Here is a 20,309-nt window from a genome sequence, read left to right as displayed (position 1 = left end):
GTGAATTGGGTAACGCGCCTGTCGCGTCAGGGCGGGCCGAGACGCCGTGGCGGTTATTGGCTGGACGCGCCGGGTGGCGCGGTTTTGCGAAAGCGGAAAAGCCCCGGCCGCTGCTTCAGGCTGTCGATGGCGACGGCCAGGATGATGACCACACCCTTGATCAGCAACTGAGTGAAGAAGGGCACGTTGAGCAGGATCAAACCGGTACCCAGCACACCAAGGATCACCGATCCTATGAGCGTGCCGACAATTCGGCCGCGGCCTCCGGCAAGGCTGGTACCGCCGAGCACGACCGCCGCTATCGCGTCTAGCTCATAGCCGGTCCCGGCGGTGGGCTGGGCCGAGATGACGCGAGCGGAGAAGATGACGCCCGCCAGACCGGCACAACCGCCGGCCAGGACATAGACCGATGTGATGACCCTCTTGACGCGCACGCCGGCGAGCTTGGCTGCCTCGGCATTGCCGCCCACGGCATAGACATGGCGGCCATAGCGCGTCCGCTCCAGAATGAACCAGATGATCAGGTAGACGATTGCCATCACAATGACCGGCACAGGGATGCCCCACAGGTATCCATTGCCGATGTCTTTGAAATTCAGGGAACTCGAAACGATCGGCTGGCCTTTGGTGATGGTATAGGCAAGGCCGCGCAGGAAGGTCATCGTCCCCAGGGTGACGATGAATGGCGCGAGCGAGAGGTAGGCGGTCAGCGCTCCGTTGACCAGGCCGCAGGCCGCGCCGACGGCAATGCCGACAAGGATGGCGGCGGGGGCGGGCACGCCCGCTATGGCGGCGATGACGGAGACCACGCCAGAAACGGCAATGATCGATCCGACGGAAAGGTCGATGCCGCCGGTCAGGATGACGAGCGTCATGCCTGCCGCCAGGATAGCGTTCACCGAGATGGCGCGCGCAATGTTGAGCAGGTTGTCGACACGGTTGAAATTCGGAGCGATGGCCGACATCAGGATCACCAGCGCGACCAGCACCATGAGAATGCCCACGCGGTCCCACCATTTGGCGAAATCGAAGGGGGCGTGATCCCGCGTGGTTGGTGTTGGCTGAGTGGTCTCGTCTCGGGCAGTATTCACGGTTGCACTCCTGTGTTTCCGCCACGGGTCGCGGTACCCGTCGCATGAAGCATCACTTCCTCTTCCGAGGTTTTCTCCGAAACCAGTTCGGACACGATTCTGCCCTCGCGCATGACCAGCAGGCGATCGCTTATCCCGATCGCCTCCGGCAGATCCGACGACATGACCAGGATTGCCTTGCCGGCGCGGGCGAGTTGGTCGATCTCCTCGTAGATCTCGCGCTTTGCACCGATGTCGACACCGCGGGTAGGTTCGTCGAGGATCAGCACCCTGGAATCGCGAAGCAGCCATCGGGCGAGTGCCGCCTTTTGCTGATTTCCTCCAGACAGGGCCTTCACAGGCAGCGAGAGTGCGTTGAGCCGGAGTTTGAGCCGCTTCATCTGCTCCATGACGGCATCGCGTCGTTCCGCCCGATTGACCACGCCTGCCGCGACGAAGCGGTCGAGCGAACTGATGGCAATGTTGTCCTCCACCGAATGGTCGAGGAACAGGCCTTGCTCCTTGCGGTTCTCGGGCACCATGCCGATGCCGTCGGCAATCGCCTCGAAGGGATCAGACGGATGACTGGGACGGCCTTCGATCCTGACTGAACCAGCGGTGCGCGGGTCGGCGCCGAAAATCAGGCGTCCGACTTCGGTTCGACCCGAGCCGATCAGCCCCGCCATGCACACCACCTCTCCGGCGCGAACCGAGAGGTCGACCGGGCCGACGTCTTCGCTGGCTAGTCCTTCGACCTCGAGGACGGCGGCGCCGGGGGTGCGTTTGTCGTGGTGGTAGAGGTCGGCGACCGGACGGCCGACCATCATGCGAACCACGTCCTGCGGACTGATCTCGGCCAGGGTGCCGGTCCCCACATAGCCGCCGTCACGGAACACGGTGACCCGGTCCGCCAACTGCCAAACTTCCTCCATGCGGTGCGAAATGTAGATCAGCCCCACGCCCGCCGAGCGCATCTGGCCTATGATCCGATAGAGTTCCTCTGCCTCGGCGCGCGACAGCGCCGCGGTCGGTTCATCGAGCACGAGCACGCGGGCGTTTTCGCCAACGGCGCGCGCGATCTCGACCAACTGCTGCATGCCCAGGCTCAACGAGCCGAGCGGCCGCCGCGGATCGATCGTCGAGTGGATGCGTGCCAGCTTCTCACGCGCCTGTTGCTCCATGCGGCGACGGTCGAGCATGCCGAAGCGCGTGCGCGGTTCACGTCCGAGCGCAAGGTTTTCCGCGACCGTCATGTCGCGAACGGTGTTAAGTTCCTGGTGGATGATGGCGATGCCGTTGGCGGAGGCATCGATCGGGGAGCGGATCTCGACTTCATGGCCATCGATAAGGATACGCCCCGCGTCGCGTTGGATGTTGCCGGCGAGGATCTTCATGAGGGTCGACTTGCCCGCGCCATTCTCGCCCATCAGCGCATGCACCTCGCCCGCTCTCAGGTCGAAATGGACCTTGTTCAAGGCCAGCGTTGCCCCGAAGCGCTTGGAGACGTCTTCGATGACAAGAAGCGGAAGTTGGGTGCTCATGGCAGCCTCACGGGTCTTGAGGCGGGGAGCGGCGCAAGGCCGCTCCCCGCCGGGCTGGTCTGGGAGATGGTTACCAGCCGGGATACTGGGTGACGTTGTCGCGAGTGACGAGAACGCTCTCAATGAGGATTGTTTTGTCCTTCGGCGCCTTGCCGGCAATCATGTCCTGCGCGACCTTCACCGCCTGGCGCACCATCTCCGCCGGGTTCTGCGTGGCGGAGCCGATGAACGGCGACCCTTCCCGCTTCAGTTCGGCGACCGCTTCGGGGCTGCCGTCCACGCCGGTGACCTTGATCTGGCTGGTCTTGCCGGCCTGTTCGACAGCAAGCACCGCGCCGAGCGCCGAGGGGTCGTTCATGCCGAAGATACCGGTGACATCCGGGTTGGCCGTCAGCATGTCGGTCGTCACGGCGAGGCCTGAGGCCCGGTCATTCTTCGAGGCTTGCTGGCCAACGATCTTGATGTCGGGAAACTTCGCGGCGACCGTCTTGCAGCCATTGATGCGGTCGATGATCGTCTGGATCGGTGTGCCGTCCACCAGGAGCACCTGACCTTTTCCGCCCATTTGCTGGAACAGGTACTCGCACGATTTCTCGCCCGCCTGTACCGCATTGGTCATGATCACCGCGTCGGCGCCGTGAGCTGGAGTATCGACCGCGATGACGATGATGCCGGCATCCTTCGCCCGCTGGATAGCCGGCTCGATGCCGGCTTCGTCTACCGCAGAAATGACGATCAGATTGACGCCCTGCTGCATGAAGGCGTCGATCTGGGTGTTTTGGTTGGCCAGGTCGAGTTGCGCGTCCTGCACGTTGACGGTAGCGCCGATCTGCTTGGCCGCATCTTCCGCGCCTTTCGTCATGGCGGAGAAGAACGGATTGGACATGTCCTGCACCATCAGGCCGATCTTCTCGATCTTGCTGGGAAGCTTGCCTTCCGCCGAGGCTGGGGCTGCCCCGAAGGACAAGCCGAGCGCCGCAAGGGACGCAGCAGTCATAAGCCGGATACTGGTCTTTGCTTTCATGTTTTTTCCTCCTTGTTGTCTGCCGCCGTGATGTGACGGCAGATTCGGTTTCCTCGACTTCCAAGCCGCGACTATCACCGCGACAGATTCCGGGTTTCGACCCGCCTAATCGTTTAGGTTCAAGCGCGAAGTAGTCCGGTCATCGTCCTTCCATTCCAGTTGTCGCTAAGCTGCCTGCGAGGTCATTGGGCCTTGCGCATGCGCGCTGTCTCTCGAACAGCCGCAGGAGCAGCGGATTATCAGGCGGGCGGGCACGCGCTGCTGGTCCTCCGGAAGATAGACCGGGGTGGGCGCCTGGCCCCTTTTCTCGGCTTCGACCTGCTTGTCGATGATCCTGCGCAGGGTCATCGCAGCAAGGCGGCCGATCTGCTCGCTGTGCTCGTTCAGCACCGTCATCGGCGGATCGGTAAGCTCTGACCAGGCGAATTCGTCATAGGCCACCACCGCCATTTCCTGCGGTATTGCGACGCGCCTTTCAGCGGCAAGTTTCATGGAGCCGAGCAGCAGCGGGTTGTTGCCTGCGATCAGCGCGCGCGGAACCTTGCCGGTGGAGTCGAGATGGCGCGCCAGCGTGCTGTAGCCGGACTGAGCGTCATTCTCCGACTCCAGCACCAGCAGGTCGGCCCCGTGGATCCGCGCGGCCTCCTTGATGCCGCGCTCACGGTCGAACCGCGTCGACCATTTCGACGGATAGACCAGAAACAGCCAGTCCTTGTACCCATGATCGGCAAGATGCTTACCCACCATCAGGCTGGCATTGTAGTTGTCGGTGGTCACGCTTGGTGTGTGCGCGGCCTCGGCAGGCGGCGAGGAGTCCACGAAGACCAGCGGGATATCCCAGCGCTCGAGCAGGCGCGTGTTCTCTGCCTTCAGGGTCAGCGTCGAAATCACGCCGGCGGTCCGTGACTCGATGAGGCGGCGGATCATCCGATCCTCAAGGCGGGCGTCATACACGCCGTTGACCGCGACGTCGCCGACAACCACCGTCCACTCGGAAGGTTCCAGAGCTTGCTGTATGCCTGCCATCAGGTCGAGATAGTAGGAGTTCGAGGTGCTTGCGGTAATGACGGCAACCGAGTCTCGGCTGGCCCGCCGCAATTCCTGGGCCGCGCGGTTGAGCACGTATCCGAGATCGCTCGCCGCCTTCAGCACCTGCTGCCGGCTTGCCTCGGAGACCCCGTCGGCTCCGCTAAGAGCCCGGGACACGGTGAACACAGACAGGCCTGTGGCGCGACTGATGTCGCGCATCGTTGATCTTGCCAAGGGTCAATCCTCCCTCGTCGAGGTCAGCCGGAAGGCTCCACCTAAACGATTAGGATGACGTTTAGTCCTTATTCCGCCCGTTGTCAATTTGAGGTTTGGACCCGCGCCCGAGGTAACGATCCTGAACATCAAGGCGAGTCGACGTTGCGTGAGGACGTTGCTTGAGGGCAGCTGCCTCGCGGCTCACCTGGCTGGTCGCCATGAATGTGCTACCTATTGTGATGCACATCGAGCTTGAAAGCAGAAGAAATTCAACAAAAAAATAGCTTGTTAAGCAGATCGATCCTGGCCTCCGAGGAAACGACATACGCCTGCCGGCGCGACCCCGGCAGGTCCGTGGCGAGCGTGACGACCGGAATCCCCTTCTCCGCAAACATTCCTACTATGGGTGCTCCAGGCAGATCGCGACGCCAAGCCCGCCGCCGATGCAGAGCGAGGCGAGGCCACGCCTGGCACCGCGCTTGTGCATCTCGTGCAGCAGCGTGACGACGATGCGGCAGCCGGATCCGGCCAGCGGGTGACCGAGCGCGATGGCGCCGCCATTGACGTTGATCAGCCCAGCGTCCCAGCCCATCTCGCGGTTGACGGCGATGGCCTGAGCGGCGAAGGCCTCGTTGATTTCCATAAGGTCGAGGTCGGATGCCGCCCACCCGGCCTTGGCAAGCGCCTTGCGCGAGGCCGCCACCGGCCCCAGTCCCATCTGCATCGGCTCGACCCCGGCCGAGGCATAAGCGGCGATGCGCGCCAGTGGCGTCAGGCCGAGTTCATTCATGCGCTTTTCCGATACGACCATCACCGCCGCGGCACCGTCGTTCAGTCCGGACGAATTGCCTGCCGTGACGGTGCCTCCCCGATCGAAGACCGGCCGCAGACGCGACAGGCCTGCCAGCGTCGACGCGGGGTTGGGATGCTCGTCGCTGGCGACGACACGCTCCTCGCGCTTGCCCATGATTGCTACAGGCACGATCTCGCCGGCGAAGCGGTCGGTCGCGATGGCGCTGCCGGCCTTTTCCTGCGAAGCCACAGCGAAGCGGTCCTGCTCGTCGCGGGTAATCTGGTAGCGCCGTGCCAGGCCCTCGGCGGTCACGCCCATGTGCACCTGGTTGGGTGCGTCCCAAAGACCGTCGACGATCATCGAATCCTTGATCTCGTGGTCGCCCATCCTGATGCCGCGCCGTGCGCCGTAGAGGAGGTGCGGCGCCTCGGTCATCGAGTCCTGGCCACCGGCAATGACGATGTCGGCGTCGCCGCAGCGGATCGCCTGGGCGGCGAGATGGATCGATTTCTGGCCGGCGCCGCAGACCTTGTTGACGGTCATTGCGGGCACGCCGACCGGTATGCCGGCCTTCAGCGCAGCTTGTCTTGCGGGGTTTTGTCCGGCGCCTCCAGTCAGCACTTGGCCCATGATGATTTCGGAGATGGCGGCGCCTTCCACCTGTGCCTCCTCGAGAAGGGCGCGAATGACGGTCGCGCCGAGTTCGGTTGCAGGGACGCCGGCAAACGCTCCGTTTAGCTTGCCGATCGGCGTGCGCCTGGCGGCGGCGATGAACACATCCTGCATACGCTTTTCACTCCTCGGCAAGGCGGACAAATGGCCGCCTCGGCGTTCTTGACATTCTGGTTATAACCAATATTCTAGCTGCTGTCGGGCGTATCGCCAAGAGCGAAACGCCAATCGAATTTCCGGGAGGACTTGATGACATCCAGCGTGCTTTGGACGCCGGCGGCGGCCGCGTTCAAAACCTCCGGCCTTGCGCGTTTTGCCGCGGCAAACGGCTTCGATCCGCATGACTACGAGACGCTGCATCGTTGGTCGATCGGTGAAATGGGCGCCTTCTGGCGCGCCGTCTGGAATTTTGCCGGCATCATCGGCGAGCCAGGCGAGGAGGCGTTCCGGGCCGATCCGTCGGCGCCGATGACCGGCAGTGCCTTCTTTCCGCAAGCCAGTCTCAACCTTGCCGAAAACCTTTTGCGCGGCGATGGCGCGGCGCTCGCCGTCGTCGAGGCCGACGAGACCGGCCATTTCCGACATTTCAGCCGCGCCGAGCTGCGCGCCATGGTCGCCCGCACGGCGCATGGCCTGAGAGCGGCCGGTGTGGTGCGCGGCGACAGGGTCGGCGGCATCCTGCCAAACCGCATCGAGGCGCTTGCCGCGCTGCTCGCCACCTTGTCGATCGGCGCGGTGTGGTCGTCCTGTTCGCCGGATTTCGGCGTCGCGGCCATTCTCGATCGGCTTGGCCAGATCGGGCCGAAAGTGCTTTTCGCCACACCGCGCTACCGCTATGGCGGCAAGGACCACGACATCGCTGGCAGGCTCGCCGAGATCGTTGCAGGCATGCCGGAGTTGACGACGCTGGTGACTTGTGGCGACCGCGTCGCGATATCGGTTCGTGCCGGTATCACGCCCATCGGATTCGACGCGTTCGGCAGGGAAGGGCCGCTCGCCTTCGAGAGGGTGCCTTTCGCCCATCCGGCCTATGTCCTCTACACCTCAGGCACGACAGGCGCGCCGAAAGCCATCGTGCATTCGGCCGGCGGGGTGCTCATGCAGCACGTCAAGGAGCATCTGCTGCATGGCGATGTCCGGTCGGGCGACATCATGAGCTGGTACACCAACACCGCCTGGATGATGTATCACTGGCTGATCTCCGGCCTCGCCTGCAACGCGGCCGTCGTTCTCTATGACGGCGCGCCGATCCTGAAGACTTCAGAGGGGCTCGACCCGAGCCCGCTGTGGCGTGTCGCCGAAAAGGCCGGCGTCACACATTTCGGCACCAGTCCGAAATATCTGGCGACACTCGCCGACGAGAATTATGCGCCGGGCAAAAGGCACGATCTGTCGGCGCTGCGGTCGTTGCTGTCTGCCGGCGCGCCGGTCTCGCCCGGCCAGTTCGACTGGGTCTACCAGAACGTCAAGCCGGACATGATCTTCGCTTCGATCTCGGGCGGCACCGAGATCATCGGCTGCTTCCTGCTGGGGTCGCCGCTGCACCCGGTGCGCCGCGGCCATCTGACCGTCAAGGGCCTCGGGCTGGCGGTGGCGGTGATGGACGAACGCAATGCGCCTGTCATTGCCGTGCAAGGCGATCTGGTCTGCACCGAGCCGTTCCCGTCGATGCCGCTGACCTTCTGGGGCGAGGGCGGCACCGAGCGCTATCACGCGACCTATTTCGCCGCGCGGCGCGAGATCTGGACCCATGGCGATATCGCTGAAATGACGGTGCATGGCTCGGCCATCGTGCATGGCCGTTCCGACACCACTCTGAAGCCCGGCGGCGTCAGGATCGGCACCGCCGAAATCTACGCGGCCTGCGAAAGATTCCCGGAGATCGAGGACTGTCTGGTGTTCGGTGCGCCGGTGACCGGCGACGAGGAAATCCTGCTCTGCCTGAAGCTTAGGGAGGGCCGCGCGCTGACGGCGGAGCTTGCCCTGCGCATCCGCAAACACATTCGCGAACAGGCGTCGCCGCGTCATGTGCCACATCGCATCCACGCCGTCTCCGCCATTCCCTACACGCTGAACGGCAAGCGGGTGGAGGGCGCTGCCCGCACGGTGATCGAGGGCAAGGTGGTGAAGAACCTCGGCTCACTGGCCAACCCCGAAGTGCTCGACGAATACCGCCATCTCGACCGGAGCCATGCGGCATGAGCGCGGCACGGTCACGCGGCGCCATTGCCGGCATTGGCGAGCTCAAGCCGGCCCGCCGCACCGAGGGGCGCACGACGCTGGAAATGATCGCCGAGGTCTCGCGGCTCGCCGTTCTCGATGCCGGGCTGGAGCCCGGCCATATCGACGGACTGCTGGTCGGTCCGCAGGTCGGCGAAACACCGCAGCACGTACCCGCGACGGTCGCCGAATATCTCGGCCTCAAGCCCGACATGGCCAATGTCGTCGATCTCGGTGGCGCCTCCGGTGCCGGCATGGTCTGGCGGGCGGCGGCGGCGATCGAGGCCGGCATGTGCGAGGCGGTGCTGTGCGTTCTGGCCAACACTCGCGAGGCGGAGCCGGCGCGCTCCCCCAACCGCAATCCGATCCGCGAATTCGACGTGCCGTTCGGTGCGTCGGGCGCCAACATTTCCTATGCGCTGCTGATGCAGGCGCATATGGCCGAGCACGGCTCGACGCCACAGGATTTCGCCGCGATCGCCGCCTGGGCGCGTGCCAATGCGCAGCTCAATCCCGAGGCGATCTTTTATGGCAAGCCGGCCGACGTCGGCGACGTGCTGGCTTCTCCCATCGTCACCTCGCCTTTGCACCTGCTCGAGATCGTGATGCCGGTCGCCGGCGGCGAGGCGGTCGTCGTCGTCTCGGCCGAGCGCGCGCGCCGGCTGGCAAAGCCCGCAGTGCACCTGCTCGGCGCGGGCGAGAAGGTGACGCACCGCGCCGTGTCGCAGGCGCCGAGCCTCACCTCCGGCCCGCTCAAGCCGGCCATGGCGCGCGCCTTCGCGCAGTCCGGCACAAGTGTCGCCGAGATGAGCCTTTTGTCGCTCTACGATTGCTACACGATCATGGTGGCGGCGACGATCGAGGATGCCGGCCTCTGCGCGCCGGGACAGTTCGGCCGCTGGGTCGCTGATCATGCCCTCGGACCGTCCGGCGATGCGCCGCTGAATACGCATGGCGGCCAGCTCGGCTTTGGCCAACCTGATCTCGCCGGCGGCATGACCCATGTCGTCGAAGCGGTGCGGCAATTGCGCGGGCAGGCAACCGGACGGCAGATCGCCAACGCAAAACTGGCGCTGGTCACCGGCAATGGCGCGACGATGAGCGAGGCGACAGCGCTTGTCCTGGGAGCCGATCAATGAGCGTCGATCTCGATCTCCTGAAGACGCCGGGGCCGACCATTACCACGCTGACCGCACCATTCTGGCAGGCTGCATCCGAGGGCCGGCTGGTCATCCAGTCCTGCGAAGCCTGCTGCAAGGCGGTGTTCTATCCCCGGCCGATCTGCCCGCATTGCTGGAGCAACCGCCTGGTCTGGCGCGAGGCGTCGGGCTGTGGCCGGCTCAAATCCTTCTCGGTCGTGCACAAGCCCGGCCATCCCGGCTGGCTGCCCGCCGCGCCCTATGTCGTCGGCTTGGTCGAGCTCGAGGAAGGGCCGACCATGTTGAGTTTCATCGTCGCCGAAGAGGCCGCATGCGCGGTTGGCCAACCGCTTGTGCTCGCGCCGACGCGCATCGGCGGCCGCACGCTGCCGGCGTTCAGGCCGTCGGCCAAGGACACAACCCCAGACACCACAACAGGACAGGACATACGCTCATGAGCACAGAGACGAAGGACGGCTGGATCGGCGTCGTCAAGGGACGGCCGCAAGTCGGCGCTTTCGCCGAGCGTTCGCGGCGCACGCGCCTCGAGGACATCGAGGCCTTCACCGAGATGACCGGCGACCGCAATCCGCTGCACTATGACAAGGCGCTGGCCGAGGCGTCCGTGTTCGGCAAGCTGATCGTCCAGGGCGGCGTCACCTCCGGCATCCTCAATGCGCTGGTGGCCGAGGATCTTCCCGGCCCCGGAACCGTGTTTCTCGAAGTCGCCTGGAAATTCGTCAAGGCGGTCGGCGTCGGCGAGATGATCACGGGCCGCGTCGAGATCAAGGAGGTGCGGCCCGACAAGCCGATCTGCAAGATCGAGACCTCCGTGCGCAACGAGGCCGGCGATGTCTGCCTGACCGGCACCGCGACGGTGTTCACCGTGCCGCTGGCCAAGGCCTGAGTTCTGGCGATGACGCTCTGGCGGGATTCCAATGCGGCTTCGCCGGCAGTGCTTGCCGAAGATGCGCATCGCTGGAGCGTCCTTGGCCTGCTCTGTCTTGCCGTCGTCCTGTCGCTGACGACCTGGTTCTCGGCAACCGCGATCACGCCCGAGCTGAAGGCAGCATGGCATCTGTCGGGCACGATCGAGGCCTGGCTGACCAATGGCGTGCAGATCGGCTTCGTTGTCGGCGCGCTTGTCTCAAGCCTCGTCAACCTGCCTGACGTGGTCAGGCTGAACCGGCTGATGGCGGTCTCGGCCCTGCTTGCCGCCGCCGCCAACGCGTGCCTGTTGTTGCAGCCCGGACCGGTCGGCCTCGTCGCCGCCCGCATCCTCACCGGCGTGGCGCTGGCCGGCGTTTACCCGCCGGCGCTGAAGCTGGTCTCGACATGGTTCACAAGGGGCAGGGGAGTGGCGCTCGGCGCCGTTATAGGGGCGCTGACGCTGGGCTCTTCGCTGCCGCATCTGTTCCGGGCACTCGCCGGTACGCTCGACTGGCAGTCGGTCGTGCTGGCCGCAAGCATCGCGACCGTCATTGGATCCGCGCTCTTCTGGTTCTTTGCCAGCGAAGGCCCGCATCCGTTCGGCAAGGCGGTGTTCGATCCGCGCCAGATCGGCGCGATCTTCCGCGACAGGCCGCTGGTGCTGGTCAACATCGGCTATCTCGGCCACATGTGGGAACTCTATGCCATGTGGGCCTGGCTGCTGGCCTATACCCGCGCGGCCCTCGAGACACAGCAACAGGCCTCTCCTTTTCTGGCGTCGCTGCTGACGTTCTGCGCGATTGCCGCCGGCGTCGGCGGCTGCCTGCTCGGCGGCGTGCTGTCCGACCGCTTCGGCCGCAGCTTGACCACGGCCGCAATGATGATCGTCTCCGGCTTCTGCGCGCTGACGATCGGCTTCGTCTTCGATGGACCGCTCTGGCTGTTCGCACTGATCGCACTCATCTGGGGCATTTCGGTCATCGGTGATTCCGCGCAGTTCTCGGCAGCGGTGACCGAGCTTGGCGATCGGCGTTTTGTCGGCACGGCACTGTCGGTCCAGCTTGGCCTCGGCTTTGCCCTGACCGTGCTTGCGATCTGGCTGCTGCCGCATGTCGCGACCCTGCTTGGCGGCTGGCGCTGGGCGTTCCTGATGCTGGTGCCCGGGCCGCTCGTCGGTGCCGCCGCGATGCTCGTGCTGCGCGGATTGCCCGTCGCTGCGAAGATGGCCGGCGGCAGGCGGTGATTTCATGGGCCTTGCCGGCTTGCACGACCGGGCTTGATTTCTCGCGCAAAGATTGAGTGTATCAGGCACGGCGATGATGCCGGTGCCCGGTTCGCCGACCGAGGCCGAGAAGTCAAGGTGGGGAATGCTGAAGACCCGGGGAAGACCGCGCTACGATCAGGAAGACGCGGAGGCCGCGGAAACCTTTCGCGCCATCGGCGAGAAGATCCAGCTCAACCGCGACGATGCCGCGCCGCTGTGGGTGCAATTGCGCAACCAGATCGAGGAGGCGATCAACACCGGCGTGCTGGCCGCCAATTCGCGCATTCCGTCCGAACAGGCGCTGTGTGACTTCTTCGGCGTCTCTCGGCCCGTGGTGCGCGCCGCCATCGGCTCGCTGTCCAATGGCGGAAGGGTCATCAAGATGCCCCGCAAGGGCATGTTCGTCGCGGCACCTCGCGAGCATGTCGATTTCATGACCTCGAACCTCAGCGTGTTCGGCGACTTGACCGCGAAGGGCCACGTCGTCTCGACCCGCACCTTCGAATTCTACCGTTGCCCGCCCAACGAAAAGGAAAGCAGCGTTTTCGGCATCCCGGAAACCGGCAGCGTCGTGCGCATCGGACGCGTCTACATGACCGATGGCTCGCCGATCACGCTCACCCATATCAGCCTGCCCGGCCACAAGGTGCCGGGGCTGGAGACCGTGGACATCGAGAACCAGTCTGTCTTCCAGACGATCCGCGAACGCTACGGCCTGACCGTGCTGCGCGCCGAGCGCTGGTTCACCGCGGCGCTGCCGACCAAGGAAGAGGCAGAGCGCATGGGCGTGTCGCCGGCGACGCCGCTGATCTCGATCGAATCGATCGCCTACGATGCCGATGGTGCGGCGCTTGAATACTACCAGGCGCTCTACAATTCCTCGGTGGCCCGCATCCACATGTCGATCGAGCAGAGCAGCGCCACGAACGCCTAGGTTTGCCAAGGCAAGGCATTGCCGGCTAGGTCAGAAAGCGGAAATATTATTTCTGGTAATAACCAGATTGACATGAGCGATCGAGGACTTTAGGGTCTGCTCATGCCGCCGTCCTACGGGGTGGCGGGAGGAGTATTCCGGACACGGGTCCTGTCAAAGGCCGCCAGCGCGATTGGCGGCAAGCGCAAAGCTGTTGCTCTGCGCTCGGCGAAGCCGTGTCCGCGGTGGAGGAATTGCAATGGACTACAGGCGTCAGCTCGATCTCGATGGCGAGATTGCCATTGTCACCGGCGGCGCTCGCGGCATCGGCTTCGAGGCCGCGAAGGCCCTCGGCAGTTGCGGCGCGCATGTCGTGCTGATCGACCTCGACCGGAGCCCGCTCGACGCCGCTGTCTTGGCCCTCGCCGATGCCGGCGTCACCAGCGTCTCCATCCGGCAACTCGATGTGACCGACCCGAGCGCGCTGGAGGCAGCCGCCGCCGATCTGGCGGCCGAATTCGGCAAGATCGATATCCTCGTCAACAGCGCCGGCATTGCCCGCCTCAACTCGGCGCTCGACACGCCCGACGAGGAATGGCGGCTGGTCATGGACGTCAATGTCAACGGCGTCTACTGGGCATCGCGCGCCTTCGGCCGGCACATGGTGGCGAAAGGCAAGGGCAGCATCGTCAATCTCGGCTCGATGTCGGGCCTGATCGTAAATCGTCCGCAAACAGCGGCGTCCTACATGGTCAGCAAGGGCGCGGTCCACATGCTGACCAAGGCGCTCGCCGTCGAATGGGCGCCAATGGGCGTGCGCGTCAACGCGCTCGCCCCCGGCTATGTGGCGACCGACATGACGCTGAAAATGCGCGACCGGCCCGAACTGTTCAACGTGTGGATGGACATGACGCCGATGGCGCGCTGCGGCGAGCCGCAAGAGATCGCCTCGGCGATCCTGTTCCTCGCGTCGCCCGCATCGAGTTACGTCACCGGCGCGATCCTGTCGATCGACGGCGGTTATACGGCCTGGTGACGGGTCGACAAGCAATGGGAAAAGACATGTCCGCCTCAGACACGCAAATACGCCAGTCGATCATCGATGCCTGCATCGAGATGAACAGGGTCGGCATCAACCAGGGTACGTCAGGCAACATCAGCGTGCGCCACGGCGAGGGCATGCTGATCACGCCGACGAGCACGCCCTATGCGACGCTGAAGCCGCAGGACATCGTGTTCATGAACTGGGCCGGCGACGCCGAAGGCAGGCTTGACGCCTCGAGCGAATGGCGCTTTCACCTCGACATCCTCAAGGCGCGGCCGGAGGTCAATGCGATCGTCCACGCGCACCCCACCTACTGCACGACGATCGCCATCATGGGCAGGAAGATCCCGGCGATCCACTACATGATCGCCGTCGCCGGCGGCAGCGATATACGCTGCGCCCCTTACGCAACTTTCGGCACGGCCGAGCTGTCGGTCAATGCGGTCAAGGCACTTGAGGGCCGCAAGGCGTGCCTCCTGGAACATCACGGCATGATCGCCGTCGGCACCTCGCTCGACAACGCCATGTGGCTGGCGGTCGAGGTCGAAACGCTGGCACGGCAATATCATGGCTGCCTGCAGATCGGCGAGCCGCCACTGCTTTCGGATGAAGAGATCGGGAATGTCATCGGCAGGATGGCCAGCTATGGCCACCGCGATGCCGCCGATGCCGCCTGAGGAGGCGGCTACCAATTCCGGGCGATGCGTCCGGTGCAACGCTTCAGAGACGGCTCTGGAGTTTCTTTGGCTAGGGAGGAATTCGATGTCAAACATTTCCGGAAAGAGCATTGTAAAGGCGGTTGCTCTCGCGCTTGCCATCACCAGCGGCGTTGTTGCCGCCTCTGGTGCGCGGGCGGAAGAGCTTTCCCTGAAAGGCAAGACCATCGGCGTCTCGGCGATCGGCACCGATCACTATTGGGACCTGATGGCGTTCCGCGGCATCCAGGACGAGGTCAAGCGCCTCGGCGGTGAAGTGATCGCGCTCGATGCCGGCCGCAAGGACCAGCAGCAGATCGCCCAGTTGCAGACGCTGATCGCGCAGAAGCCCGACGCCATCATCGAGCAGCTCGGCAACCTCGAAGTGCTGAACCCGTGGCTGGCCAAGATCCGCGAAGCCAACATTCCGCTGTTCACCGTCGACACGGCGACGCCTTACGCCATCAACAACACGACCTCGAACAACTACAACATCGGCGCCGAGATCGCGCTGCAGATGGTCGCCGACATGGGCGGCAAGGGCAATGTACTGGTCTTCAACGGCTTCTACAGCGTGCCCGTGTGCAAGATCCGCTACGACCAGATGAAATATGTTCTGACGTCGTTCCCGGACGTCAAGATCATCGAGCCGGAACTGCGCGATGTCATTCCCAACACCGTCCAGGCGGCCTATTCCAACGTCAGCGACATGCTGACCAAGTCGCCGGAGAAGGGCTCGCTGAATGCGGTCTGGGCCTGCTGGGAAGTGCCGCAGATCGGCGCCACCCAAGCGGCCGAAGCCGCCGGCCGGCCGGAGCTGAAGACCTACGGCATCGACGGTAGCCCGGAAGTCATCAAGATGGTGATGGACGAGAAGTCGCCGGCAGCCGCCGTCGCCGCCCAGCAGCCCTATGAGATCGGCAAGACATCGGTGCAGAACGTCGCCAAATTTCTGGCCGGCCAGAAAGTGGCGCCGTTCACCTTCGTGCCCGCCGTGCTGATCAACAAGGAGAACGCCGCCGTCACCGGCAAGCCGTTCCTCGAGGCGGCGGAAAAAGCCGGCGTGAAATAAGGCCTCCCAAGGCTCCCCTCCAGTCGGTAAGCATTGACTGGTTCCGGCCGCGCCGTTTCGACGGCGCGGTCCTCAATTCCTCCGCGCAAGGAGCAGGGCATGACCGTGCAACCCGCAGCAGCTGAAATCGCCATCTCGATGACCGGCATCTCCAAACGCTTCGGTCCGGTCCAGGCGCTTCACGACGCCGACCTTCAGGTGGCGCGTGGCACCATCCATGGCCTCGTCGGCCAGAACGGCGCCGGCAAGTCGACGATCATCAAGGTGCTGGCCGGAATCCTCAAGCCCGACAGCGGCACCATCGCCATCAATGGCGAGACCGTCGGCAATATCACGCCTTTTTCGGTCGAGCGGCTCGGCGTTCACTTCATCCACCAGGACCGCCTGCTGGTGCCGACCGCGACGGTTGGCGAAGCGGTGTTCCTGCGTCATGAGCTCGGCTTCGGCCCGTTCGTCAGCCGCCGTTCGATGAACCGGCGCGCCGCCGAACTGCTCAAGCGGTATTTCGACCTCGAACTCCCGGCTGGCGTCCTGATCCAGGACCTGACGACGGCGCAGCAGAAGATCGTCCAGATCACCCGCGCGCTGGCGCAGAAGGCCTCCGTGCTGGTGCTCGACGAGCCGACCGCGGCACTGGTCAAACGCGAGGTGGACAGCCTGTTTGCCGTGCTGCGCCGGCTGCGCGACGACGGCATCGCCGTCATCTTCATCTCCCACTACATGCAGGAGATCGAGCAGCTCTGCGACCGCGTCACGGTGATGCGCAACGGCACCGATGTCGGCACCGTCGATCCGGCGCGGACCCCGATCGACGAGATCATTGCCATGATGATCGCGCGCGATGTCGGCGAGATGTTTCCCAAGCGCTCGGTCGCCATCGGCGCGCCGATGCTCGAAGTCTCGCATCTCGGCATGGCCGGCAGTTTCGAGGACATCTCGTTCTCGGTGCGTCGCGGCGAGATCGTCGGCCTGACCGGTCTGCTCGGCTCGGGCGCCAAGGAGATCGTGCAGTGTCTGTTCGGGCTGGATCGCGCCGAGCGTGGCGTGATCAAGGTCGAGGGCAAGACACTCTCGCTGTCGTCGCCGGTGCATGCCGTCCAGGGCGGCATCGCCATGCTGCCGGAGGACCGCCGCGCTCATGGTGTCGCCATCGACCTGTCGGTGCGCGAGAACATCAGCCTTGCCAGCCTCGGCCGCTACAGCGGCAGCGGCTTCGTCAAGCGTGGGCTGGAGAAGAAGGCGATCGACGGGCTGATCCGCGAACTGTCGATCAAGACGCCCGGCCGCGATACGCTGGTGCGCCAGCTCTCCGGCGGCAACCAGCAGAAAGTGGCGATCGCCAAATGGCTGAGTTGCCAGTCGCGCGTCTACATCCTTGATGAGCCGACCGTCGCTGTCGATGTCGGCGCCAAGGTCGAGATCTACAATCTGCTGAACCGGCTGGCCGGCGAGGGCGCCGCCATCCTTCTCCTGTCGTCCGACCTGCTTGAACTGGTCGGCGTCTGCGACCGCGTGCTGGTCGTCTATCGCGGGCGGCTGTCAGGCGAATTTTCCGGCGACGACCTCGACGGCGACCGGCTGCTTGCCGCCTCGTCGGGCGCACGCATTGTGAAAGCGGAGGCCTCCTGATGACCGCGACCACGATGAAACCTGTGGTGAAAGCCACCGGCGCGTCCCCTGGCGTCGTGCGGAGCGAAAAGCCGCGGATGCAAAACACCGGCAAGCGCATCGGCGCCGTCGCGGTGCGGCTTGGCGCCATCGCCACCTTCGCCGCGATCCTGGCCTACTTCGCGCTGTTCGCGCCGGGCTTCCTGTCCTCCTTCAACCTGGTCAACGTCGTCGAGCAATCAGCGATCCTCGGCGTGCTCGCCTTCGGCATGGCGGTGGTCATCATCGGTGGCGGTTCCAATGTCACCGAGGGCGGCATCGACCTGTCGATCGCCGCCAATATGGGCCTGTGCGCGGCGGTGTTCGCGACAGCCCTGCAGGCGGGCTATCCCGACGTGGTGGCGATCCTGGCCGCCATCGTCGTCGGCATCGCGGTCGGGGCGCTGAACGCCATCGCAGTCGTCGGTCTCGGCATCCTGCCGCTGCTGGCATCGCTGGCGGTGATGAACATCGCCGCCGGCGCCGAACTGACGCTGACGCAGAACACGGTGGTGGGCGCCACTTCGCCGCTGCTGGCCTTCCTGGTGTCGGGCAGCTTACTCGGCATCTCGGCGCTCGCCTGGTGCCTGATCCTGTTCTCCGCCATCATGCTGGTCTTCATCCACAAGACGGGTTTCGGGCTCAGGCTGTATGCCGTCGGCGGCCATCCGGAAGCGGCGCGCGCCGCCGGCATCAGCGTGCCGCTCTATGTCGCCTTCACCTACATGTTCTCAGGCTTTTGCGCGGCCATCGCCAGCGTGCTGGCCGTCTCGCGGCTGAGCGCCAGCACGCCGGGCTCCGGCGAAATGCTGCTGTCGGTGCTGGCCGCTGCCCTTCTCGGCACCGTCTTCTCGCGGCGACTGGTGCCGACGATCGGCGGCACGCTGCTCAGCGTGTTGTTCATCGGCTTCCTCGCCAACGGCTTCCAACTGCTCAACGTCTCCAGCTACTGGGTCAACGGCGTGCAGGGCGCGTTGATCCTGCTGGTCGTCGCCGTCACATCCTTTGCCCGCGGACCGGAGGCATCCCGATGAGCATCGCTCCCAACATCCAGGCAACCGGCGCGCAGAAGATCGGCGGCTTCCTCGCCAGCTACAGCGTGGTCATCACCTTCCTCGCCATCTGCCTGTTCTTCGCCATCGCCAGCCCGACCTTCCTGACCGGCGCCAACCTCTACAACGTGCTGGTCAACAATGTGGTGATGCTGGCCATCGTCGCGCTCGGGCTCACCATCGTCATCTCGTCGGGCGGCATCGACCTGTCGGTCGGCGTCTCGGTCGACATGGCCTCGATGGTGTTCGTCATGCTGCTCGCCGCCGGCTATGGCGGCGTCTTCGGCGTCACGGTCGGGCTGCTGGCGGCGGTCGTCGTCGGCGTGCTCAACGCCATCCTGATCACCCGGCTGAAGATCAGCCCGTTCCTGGCGACGCTCGGCGTGCTGTTCATCGGCCAGAGTACGCAGCAGCTGGCGACCAGCGGCGGCCAGCCGATCTATCTCATCACGGGCTATGCCGGCGACCAGTTCAACGCCATCGCCAGGACCACGCTGCTCGGCGTGCCGACGCCGGTGCTGGTGCTGATCGCCTGCATCGTCGTCGTCTACCTGCTGCTGCATCGCTCGGTCTTCGGCCGCGCTGTGCAGGCCATGGGCGCGCAGCCGGGCGTCGCCTGGTATTCGGGCCTGCGGGTGCCCCGCCAGCAGTCGCTGGTCTATATCGGCTGCGCGCTGCTCTGCGGCATCACCGGCATCCTGCTCTCGGCGACGGTCAAATCCTATGTGCCGCTGTCGGGCAACGCCTTCCTGCTCGACGCCATCGGCGCCACCTTCATCGGCACCACGCTCAGCACGGAGCGCCGGCCGACGGTGATCGGCACATTGCTCGGCGTGCTGCTGCTGGCGGTGGTCAAGAACGGGCTGCTGCTCATCGGCTGGAATTTCTATTGGCAGCAGGTCGGCATCGGCGTGCTCGTCTTCCTGGTCCTTGCCGTCAGCTTCGGCCTGCGCCGTGCCCGTCACTAATCTCACTGCCGCTTCGTCAAAGGAATTGTTCCATGCCCAGGTTTGATATCAGTTCGGTCGGCTTCTACGTGCTCGACATTCTCGGCCGTCCGGTCTCGCGCATTCCCGAAGGCGGCAGGGCCGACTACATCGAGGAAATCCGCATGACCGTTGCCGGTACCGCCGGCGCGACCGGAATGGACTGCGCCATCCTTGGCCTGAAGACACAGGCCGTGACCACGCTTGGCACCGACGATATGGGAGACTGGTTCGTCGCCAAGCTCAAGAAATACGGCCTCGACTGCGACTTGGTCCGCCGCGACGGCAGCGTCCAGACCTCTTCGACCATTTTGCCGGTTCGCCCCAATGGCGAGCGGCCGGCGTTGCATGTTCCCGGCACCGCGACGGTGTTCCGCGTCCCCGACGAGGATCTCGACGCCGCGCTCGACGCGACTGTTGTACATGTCGGCGGCACCGGCCTGCTCAAGAGCTTCGACGGCGAGCCGACGGTGCGGCTGCTGAAGCGCGCCAAGGAGCTCGGCCGCACCACCACTTTCGATCTCATCCAGGCCACGCCGGAAACCATTGCCTTCGTCGAGCCCTGCCTGCCTTACATCGACTATTTCGTGCCGAGCATCGACGAGGCCAGCGAGATGGCGCACGAGCAGGATCCCGCCATGGTCGCCGCCTACTTCATGTCGAAGGGCGTCAAGAACTGCCTGCTCACGCTTGGCGGCGAAGGCGTCTATGTCGCGCCTGAGCATGGCAAGCCGTTCCATTTGCCGGCCTTCGACATTGAGGTCGTCGACACCACCGGCTGTGGCGACAGTTTCACCGCCGGCATCATCGTCGGCATCGTCAAGGGATGGGATCTCCATCAGTCGGCGCGCTTTGCGTCGGCGGTCGCGGCCAAGGTGGCGATGGGCCTCGGCTCGGATGGCAAGCTGGTCTCCTTCGACGACACGCTTGCGGCCATGAATTCACTTCCGGTCAAGACGCCCAAGCGTTCCTACGCAGCGGCTTGAGCAGCATTTGAAAGG

18 protein-coding genes are annotated in these 20,309 nt (G+C 64.7%); 13 read left to right on the top strand and 5 right to left on the bottom strand.

The genetic code is table 11. The features are described 5' to 3' along the window. Window positions 1-53: 53 nt before the first annotated feature. The 5 genes from AC56QP_RS09740 to AC56QP_RS09720 form a co-directional block, all read right to left on the bottom strand. Complete coding sequence (locus AC56QP_RS09740) at window positions 54-1,091, bottom strand: ABC transporter permease subunit (protein WP_489859898.1); 1,038 nt, start codon at window positions 1,089-1,091, stop codon at window positions 54-56. Then, window positions 1,088-2,611, bottom strand: coding sequence for a sugar ABC transporter ATP-binding protein (locus AC56QP_RS09735; protein ID WP_489859899.1), 1,524 nt, complete (start codon window positions 2,609-2,611; stop codon window positions 1,088-1,090). Before AC56QP_RS09735 ends, AC56QP_RS09740 begins: the two co-directional genes overlap by 4 nt. Before the next feature lie 70 nt (window positions 2,612-2,681). Continuing rightward, window positions 2,682-3,635 carry an ABC transporter substrate-binding protein gene (locus AC56QP_RS09730; protein WP_489859900.1) on the bottom strand — a complete coding sequence of 318 codons (954 nt, stop codon included), beginning with the start codon at window positions 3,633-3,635 and terminating at the stop codon, window positions 2,682-2,684. Window positions 3,636-3,800: 165 nt separating this feature from the next. Beyond that, the gene (locus AC56QP_RS09725) at window positions 3,801-4,883 is read right to left on the bottom strand and encodes a LacI family DNA-binding transcriptional regulator (RefSeq protein WP_489859901.1); all 1,083 of its coding nucleotides are present in this window, start codon (window positions 4,881-4,883) and stop codon (window positions 3,801-3,803) included. 397 nt (window positions 4,884-5,280) lie between these two features. Next, complete coding sequence (locus AC56QP_RS09720; RefSeq protein ID WP_489859902.1) at window positions 5,281-6,459, bottom strand: acetyl-CoA C-acetyltransferase; 1,179 nt, start codon at window positions 6,457-6,459, stop codon at window positions 5,281-5,283. A gap of 135 nt (window positions 6,460-6,594) precedes the next feature. Here AC56QP_RS09720 and AC56QP_RS09715 point away from each other — a divergent pair, with 135 nt between their 5' ends. The 13 genes from AC56QP_RS09715 (at window position 6,595) to AC56QP_RS09655 (ending at window position 20,294) form a co-directional block, all read left to right on the top strand. After that, a complete protein-coding gene (locus tag AC56QP_RS09715) occupies window positions 6,595-8,547 on the top strand; it encodes an acetoacetate--CoA ligase (RefSeq protein WP_489859903.1) in 1,953 nt (650 codons plus the stop codon). After that, window positions 8,544-9,704 carry a thiolase family protein gene (locus AC56QP_RS09710; protein WP_489859904.1) on the top strand — a complete coding sequence of 387 codons (1,161 nt, stop codon included), beginning with the start codon at window positions 8,544-8,546 and terminating at the stop codon, window positions 9,702-9,704. Before AC56QP_RS09715 ends, AC56QP_RS09710 begins: the two co-directional genes overlap by 4 nt. Continuing rightward, the gene (locus AC56QP_RS09705) at window positions 9,701-10,162 is read left to right on the top strand and encodes a Zn-ribbon domain-containing OB-fold protein (protein ID WP_489859905.1); all 462 of its coding nucleotides are present in this window, start codon (window positions 9,701-9,703) and stop codon (window positions 10,160-10,162) included. Before AC56QP_RS09710 ends, AC56QP_RS09705 begins: the two co-directional genes overlap by 4 nt. Further along, window positions 10,159-10,611, top strand: a complete 453-nt coding sequence (locus tag AC56QP_RS09700) for a MaoC family dehydratase (protein ID WP_489858172.1) — start codon at window positions 10,159-10,161, stop codon at window positions 10,609-10,611. The genes AC56QP_RS09705 and AC56QP_RS09700 overlap by 4 nt, the downstream gene beginning before the upstream one ends. 9 nt (window positions 10,612-10,620) lie before the next feature. After that, on the top strand, window positions 10,621-11,877 hold the full coding sequence (locus AC56QP_RS09695; RefSeq protein ID WP_489858173.1) for an MFS transporter: 1,257 nt from the start codon (window positions 10,621-10,623) through the stop codon (window positions 11,875-11,877). 52 nt (window positions 11,878-11,929) lie between these two features. Next, window positions 11,930-12,832, top strand: coding sequence for a GntR family transcriptional regulator (locus AC56QP_RS09690; RefSeq protein WP_489859906.1), 903 nt, complete (start codon window positions 11,930-11,932; stop codon window positions 12,830-12,832). Window positions 12,833-13,070: 238 nt separating this feature from the next. After that, window positions 13,071-13,847 carry an SDR family NAD(P)-dependent oxidoreductase gene (locus tag AC56QP_RS09685; protein WP_489859907.1) on the top strand — a complete coding sequence of 259 codons (777 nt, stop codon included), beginning with the start codon at window positions 13,071-13,073 and terminating at the stop codon, window positions 13,845-13,847. A 26-nt stretch (window positions 13,848-13,873) separates the two neighbouring features. Next, the gene (locus AC56QP_RS09680) at window positions 13,874-14,533 is read left to right on the top strand and encodes an L-fuculose-phosphate aldolase (RefSeq protein WP_497100589.1); all 660 of its coding nucleotides are present in this window, start codon (window positions 13,874-13,876) and stop codon (window positions 14,531-14,533) included. Window positions 14,534-14,618: 85 nt separating this feature from the next. Then, window positions 14,619-15,623 (top strand): sugar ABC transporter substrate-binding protein, encoded by a 1,005-nt coding sequence (locus tag AC56QP_RS09675; RefSeq protein WP_489859909.1) that lies wholly within the window; start codon window positions 14,619-14,621, stop codon window positions 15,621-15,623. A gap of 99 nt (window positions 15,624-15,722) precedes the next feature. Next, the gene (locus AC56QP_RS09670) at window positions 15,723-17,252 is read left to right on the top strand and encodes a sugar ABC transporter ATP-binding protein (RefSeq protein WP_489859910.1); all 1,530 of its coding nucleotides are present in this window, start codon (window positions 15,723-15,725) and stop codon (window positions 17,250-17,252) included. Beyond that, a complete protein-coding gene (locus AC56QP_RS09665; protein WP_489859911.1) occupies window positions 17,252-18,304 on the top strand; it encodes an ABC transporter permease in 1,053 nt (350 codons plus the stop codon). The genes AC56QP_RS09670 and AC56QP_RS09665 overlap by 1 nt, the downstream gene beginning before the upstream one ends. Further along, window positions 18,301-19,290 (top strand): ABC transporter permease, encoded by a 990-nt coding sequence (locus AC56QP_RS09660; RefSeq protein ID WP_489859912.1) that lies wholly within the window; start codon window positions 18,301-18,303, stop codon window positions 19,288-19,290. The genes AC56QP_RS09665 and AC56QP_RS09660 overlap by 4 nt, the downstream gene beginning before the upstream one ends. Before the next feature lie 32 nt (window positions 19,291-19,322). Next, on the top strand, window positions 19,323-20,294 hold the full coding sequence (locus AC56QP_RS09655) for a carbohydrate kinase family protein (RefSeq protein WP_489859913.1): 972 nt from the start codon (window positions 19,323-19,325) through the stop codon (window positions 20,292-20,294). The last annotated feature ends 15 nt before the right edge of the window (window positions 20,295-20,309 follow it).

The organism is Mesorhizobium sp. RCAM 05104, from assembly GCF_059683645.1.
Note: the sequence above shows the minus strand (reverse complement) of the source record. Positions and strands in the feature narration are given on the sequence as shown.

Coding starts and splice junctions, on each gene's coding strand:
- AC56QP_RS09735 (WP_489859899.1), bottom strand. CDS start 2,611: ATGAGCACCCAACTTCCGCTTCTTGTCATCGAAGACGTCTCCAAGCGC.
- AC56QP_RS09730 (WP_489859900.1), bottom strand. CDS start 3,635: ATGAAAGCAAAGACCAGTATCCGGCTTATGACTGCTGCGTCCCTTGCG.
- AC56QP_RS09725 (WP_489859901.1), bottom strand. CDS start 4,883: ATGCGCGACATCAGTCGCGCCACAGGCCTGTCTGTGTTCACCGTGTCC.
- AC56QP_RS09720 (WP_489859902.1), bottom strand. CDS start 6,459: ATGCAGGATGTGTTCATCGCCGCCGCCAGGCGCACGCCGATCGGCAAG.
- AC56QP_RS09715 (WP_489859903.1), top strand. CDS start 6,595: ATGACATCCAGCGTGCTTTGGACGCCGGCGGCGGCCGCGTTCAAAACC.
- AC56QP_RS09710 (WP_489859904.1), top strand. CDS start 8,544: ATGAGCGCGGCACGGTCACGCGGCGCCATTGCCGGCATTGGCGAGCTC.
- AC56QP_RS09705 (WP_489859905.1), top strand. CDS start 9,701: ATGAGCGTCGATCTCGATCTCCTGAAGACGCCGGGGCCGACCATTACC.
- AC56QP_RS09700 (WP_489858172.1), top strand. CDS start 10,159: ATGAGCACAGAGACGAAGGACGGCTGGATCGGCGTCGTCAAGGGACGG.
- AC56QP_RS09695 (WP_489858173.1), top strand. CDS start 10,621: ATGACGCTCTGGCGGGATTCCAATGCGGCTTCGCCGGCAGTGCTTGCC.
- AC56QP_RS09685 (WP_489859907.1), top strand. CDS start 13,071: ATGGACTACAGGCGTCAGCTCGATCTCGATGGCGAGATTGCCATTGTC.
- AC56QP_RS09680 (WP_497100589.1), top strand. CDS start 13,874: ATGTCCGCCTCAGACACGCAAATACGCCAGTCGATCATCGATGCCTGC.
- AC56QP_RS09675 (WP_489859909.1), top strand. CDS start 14,619: ATGTCAAACATTTCCGGAAAGAGCATTGTAAAGGCGGTTGCTCTCGCG.
- AC56QP_RS09670 (WP_489859910.1), top strand. CDS start 15,723: ATGACCGTGCAACCCGCAGCAGCTGAAATCGCCATCTCGATGACCGGC.
- AC56QP_RS09665 (WP_489859911.1), top strand. CDS start 17,252: ATGACCGCGACCACGATGAAACCTGTGGTGAAAGCCACCGGCGCGTCC.
- AC56QP_RS09660 (WP_489859912.1), top strand. CDS start 18,301: ATGAGCATCGCTCCCAACATCCAGGCAACCGGCGCGCAGAAGATCGGC.
- AC56QP_RS09655 (WP_489859913.1), top strand. CDS start 19,323: ATGCCCAGGTTTGATATCAGTTCGGTCGGCTTCTACGTGCTCGACATT.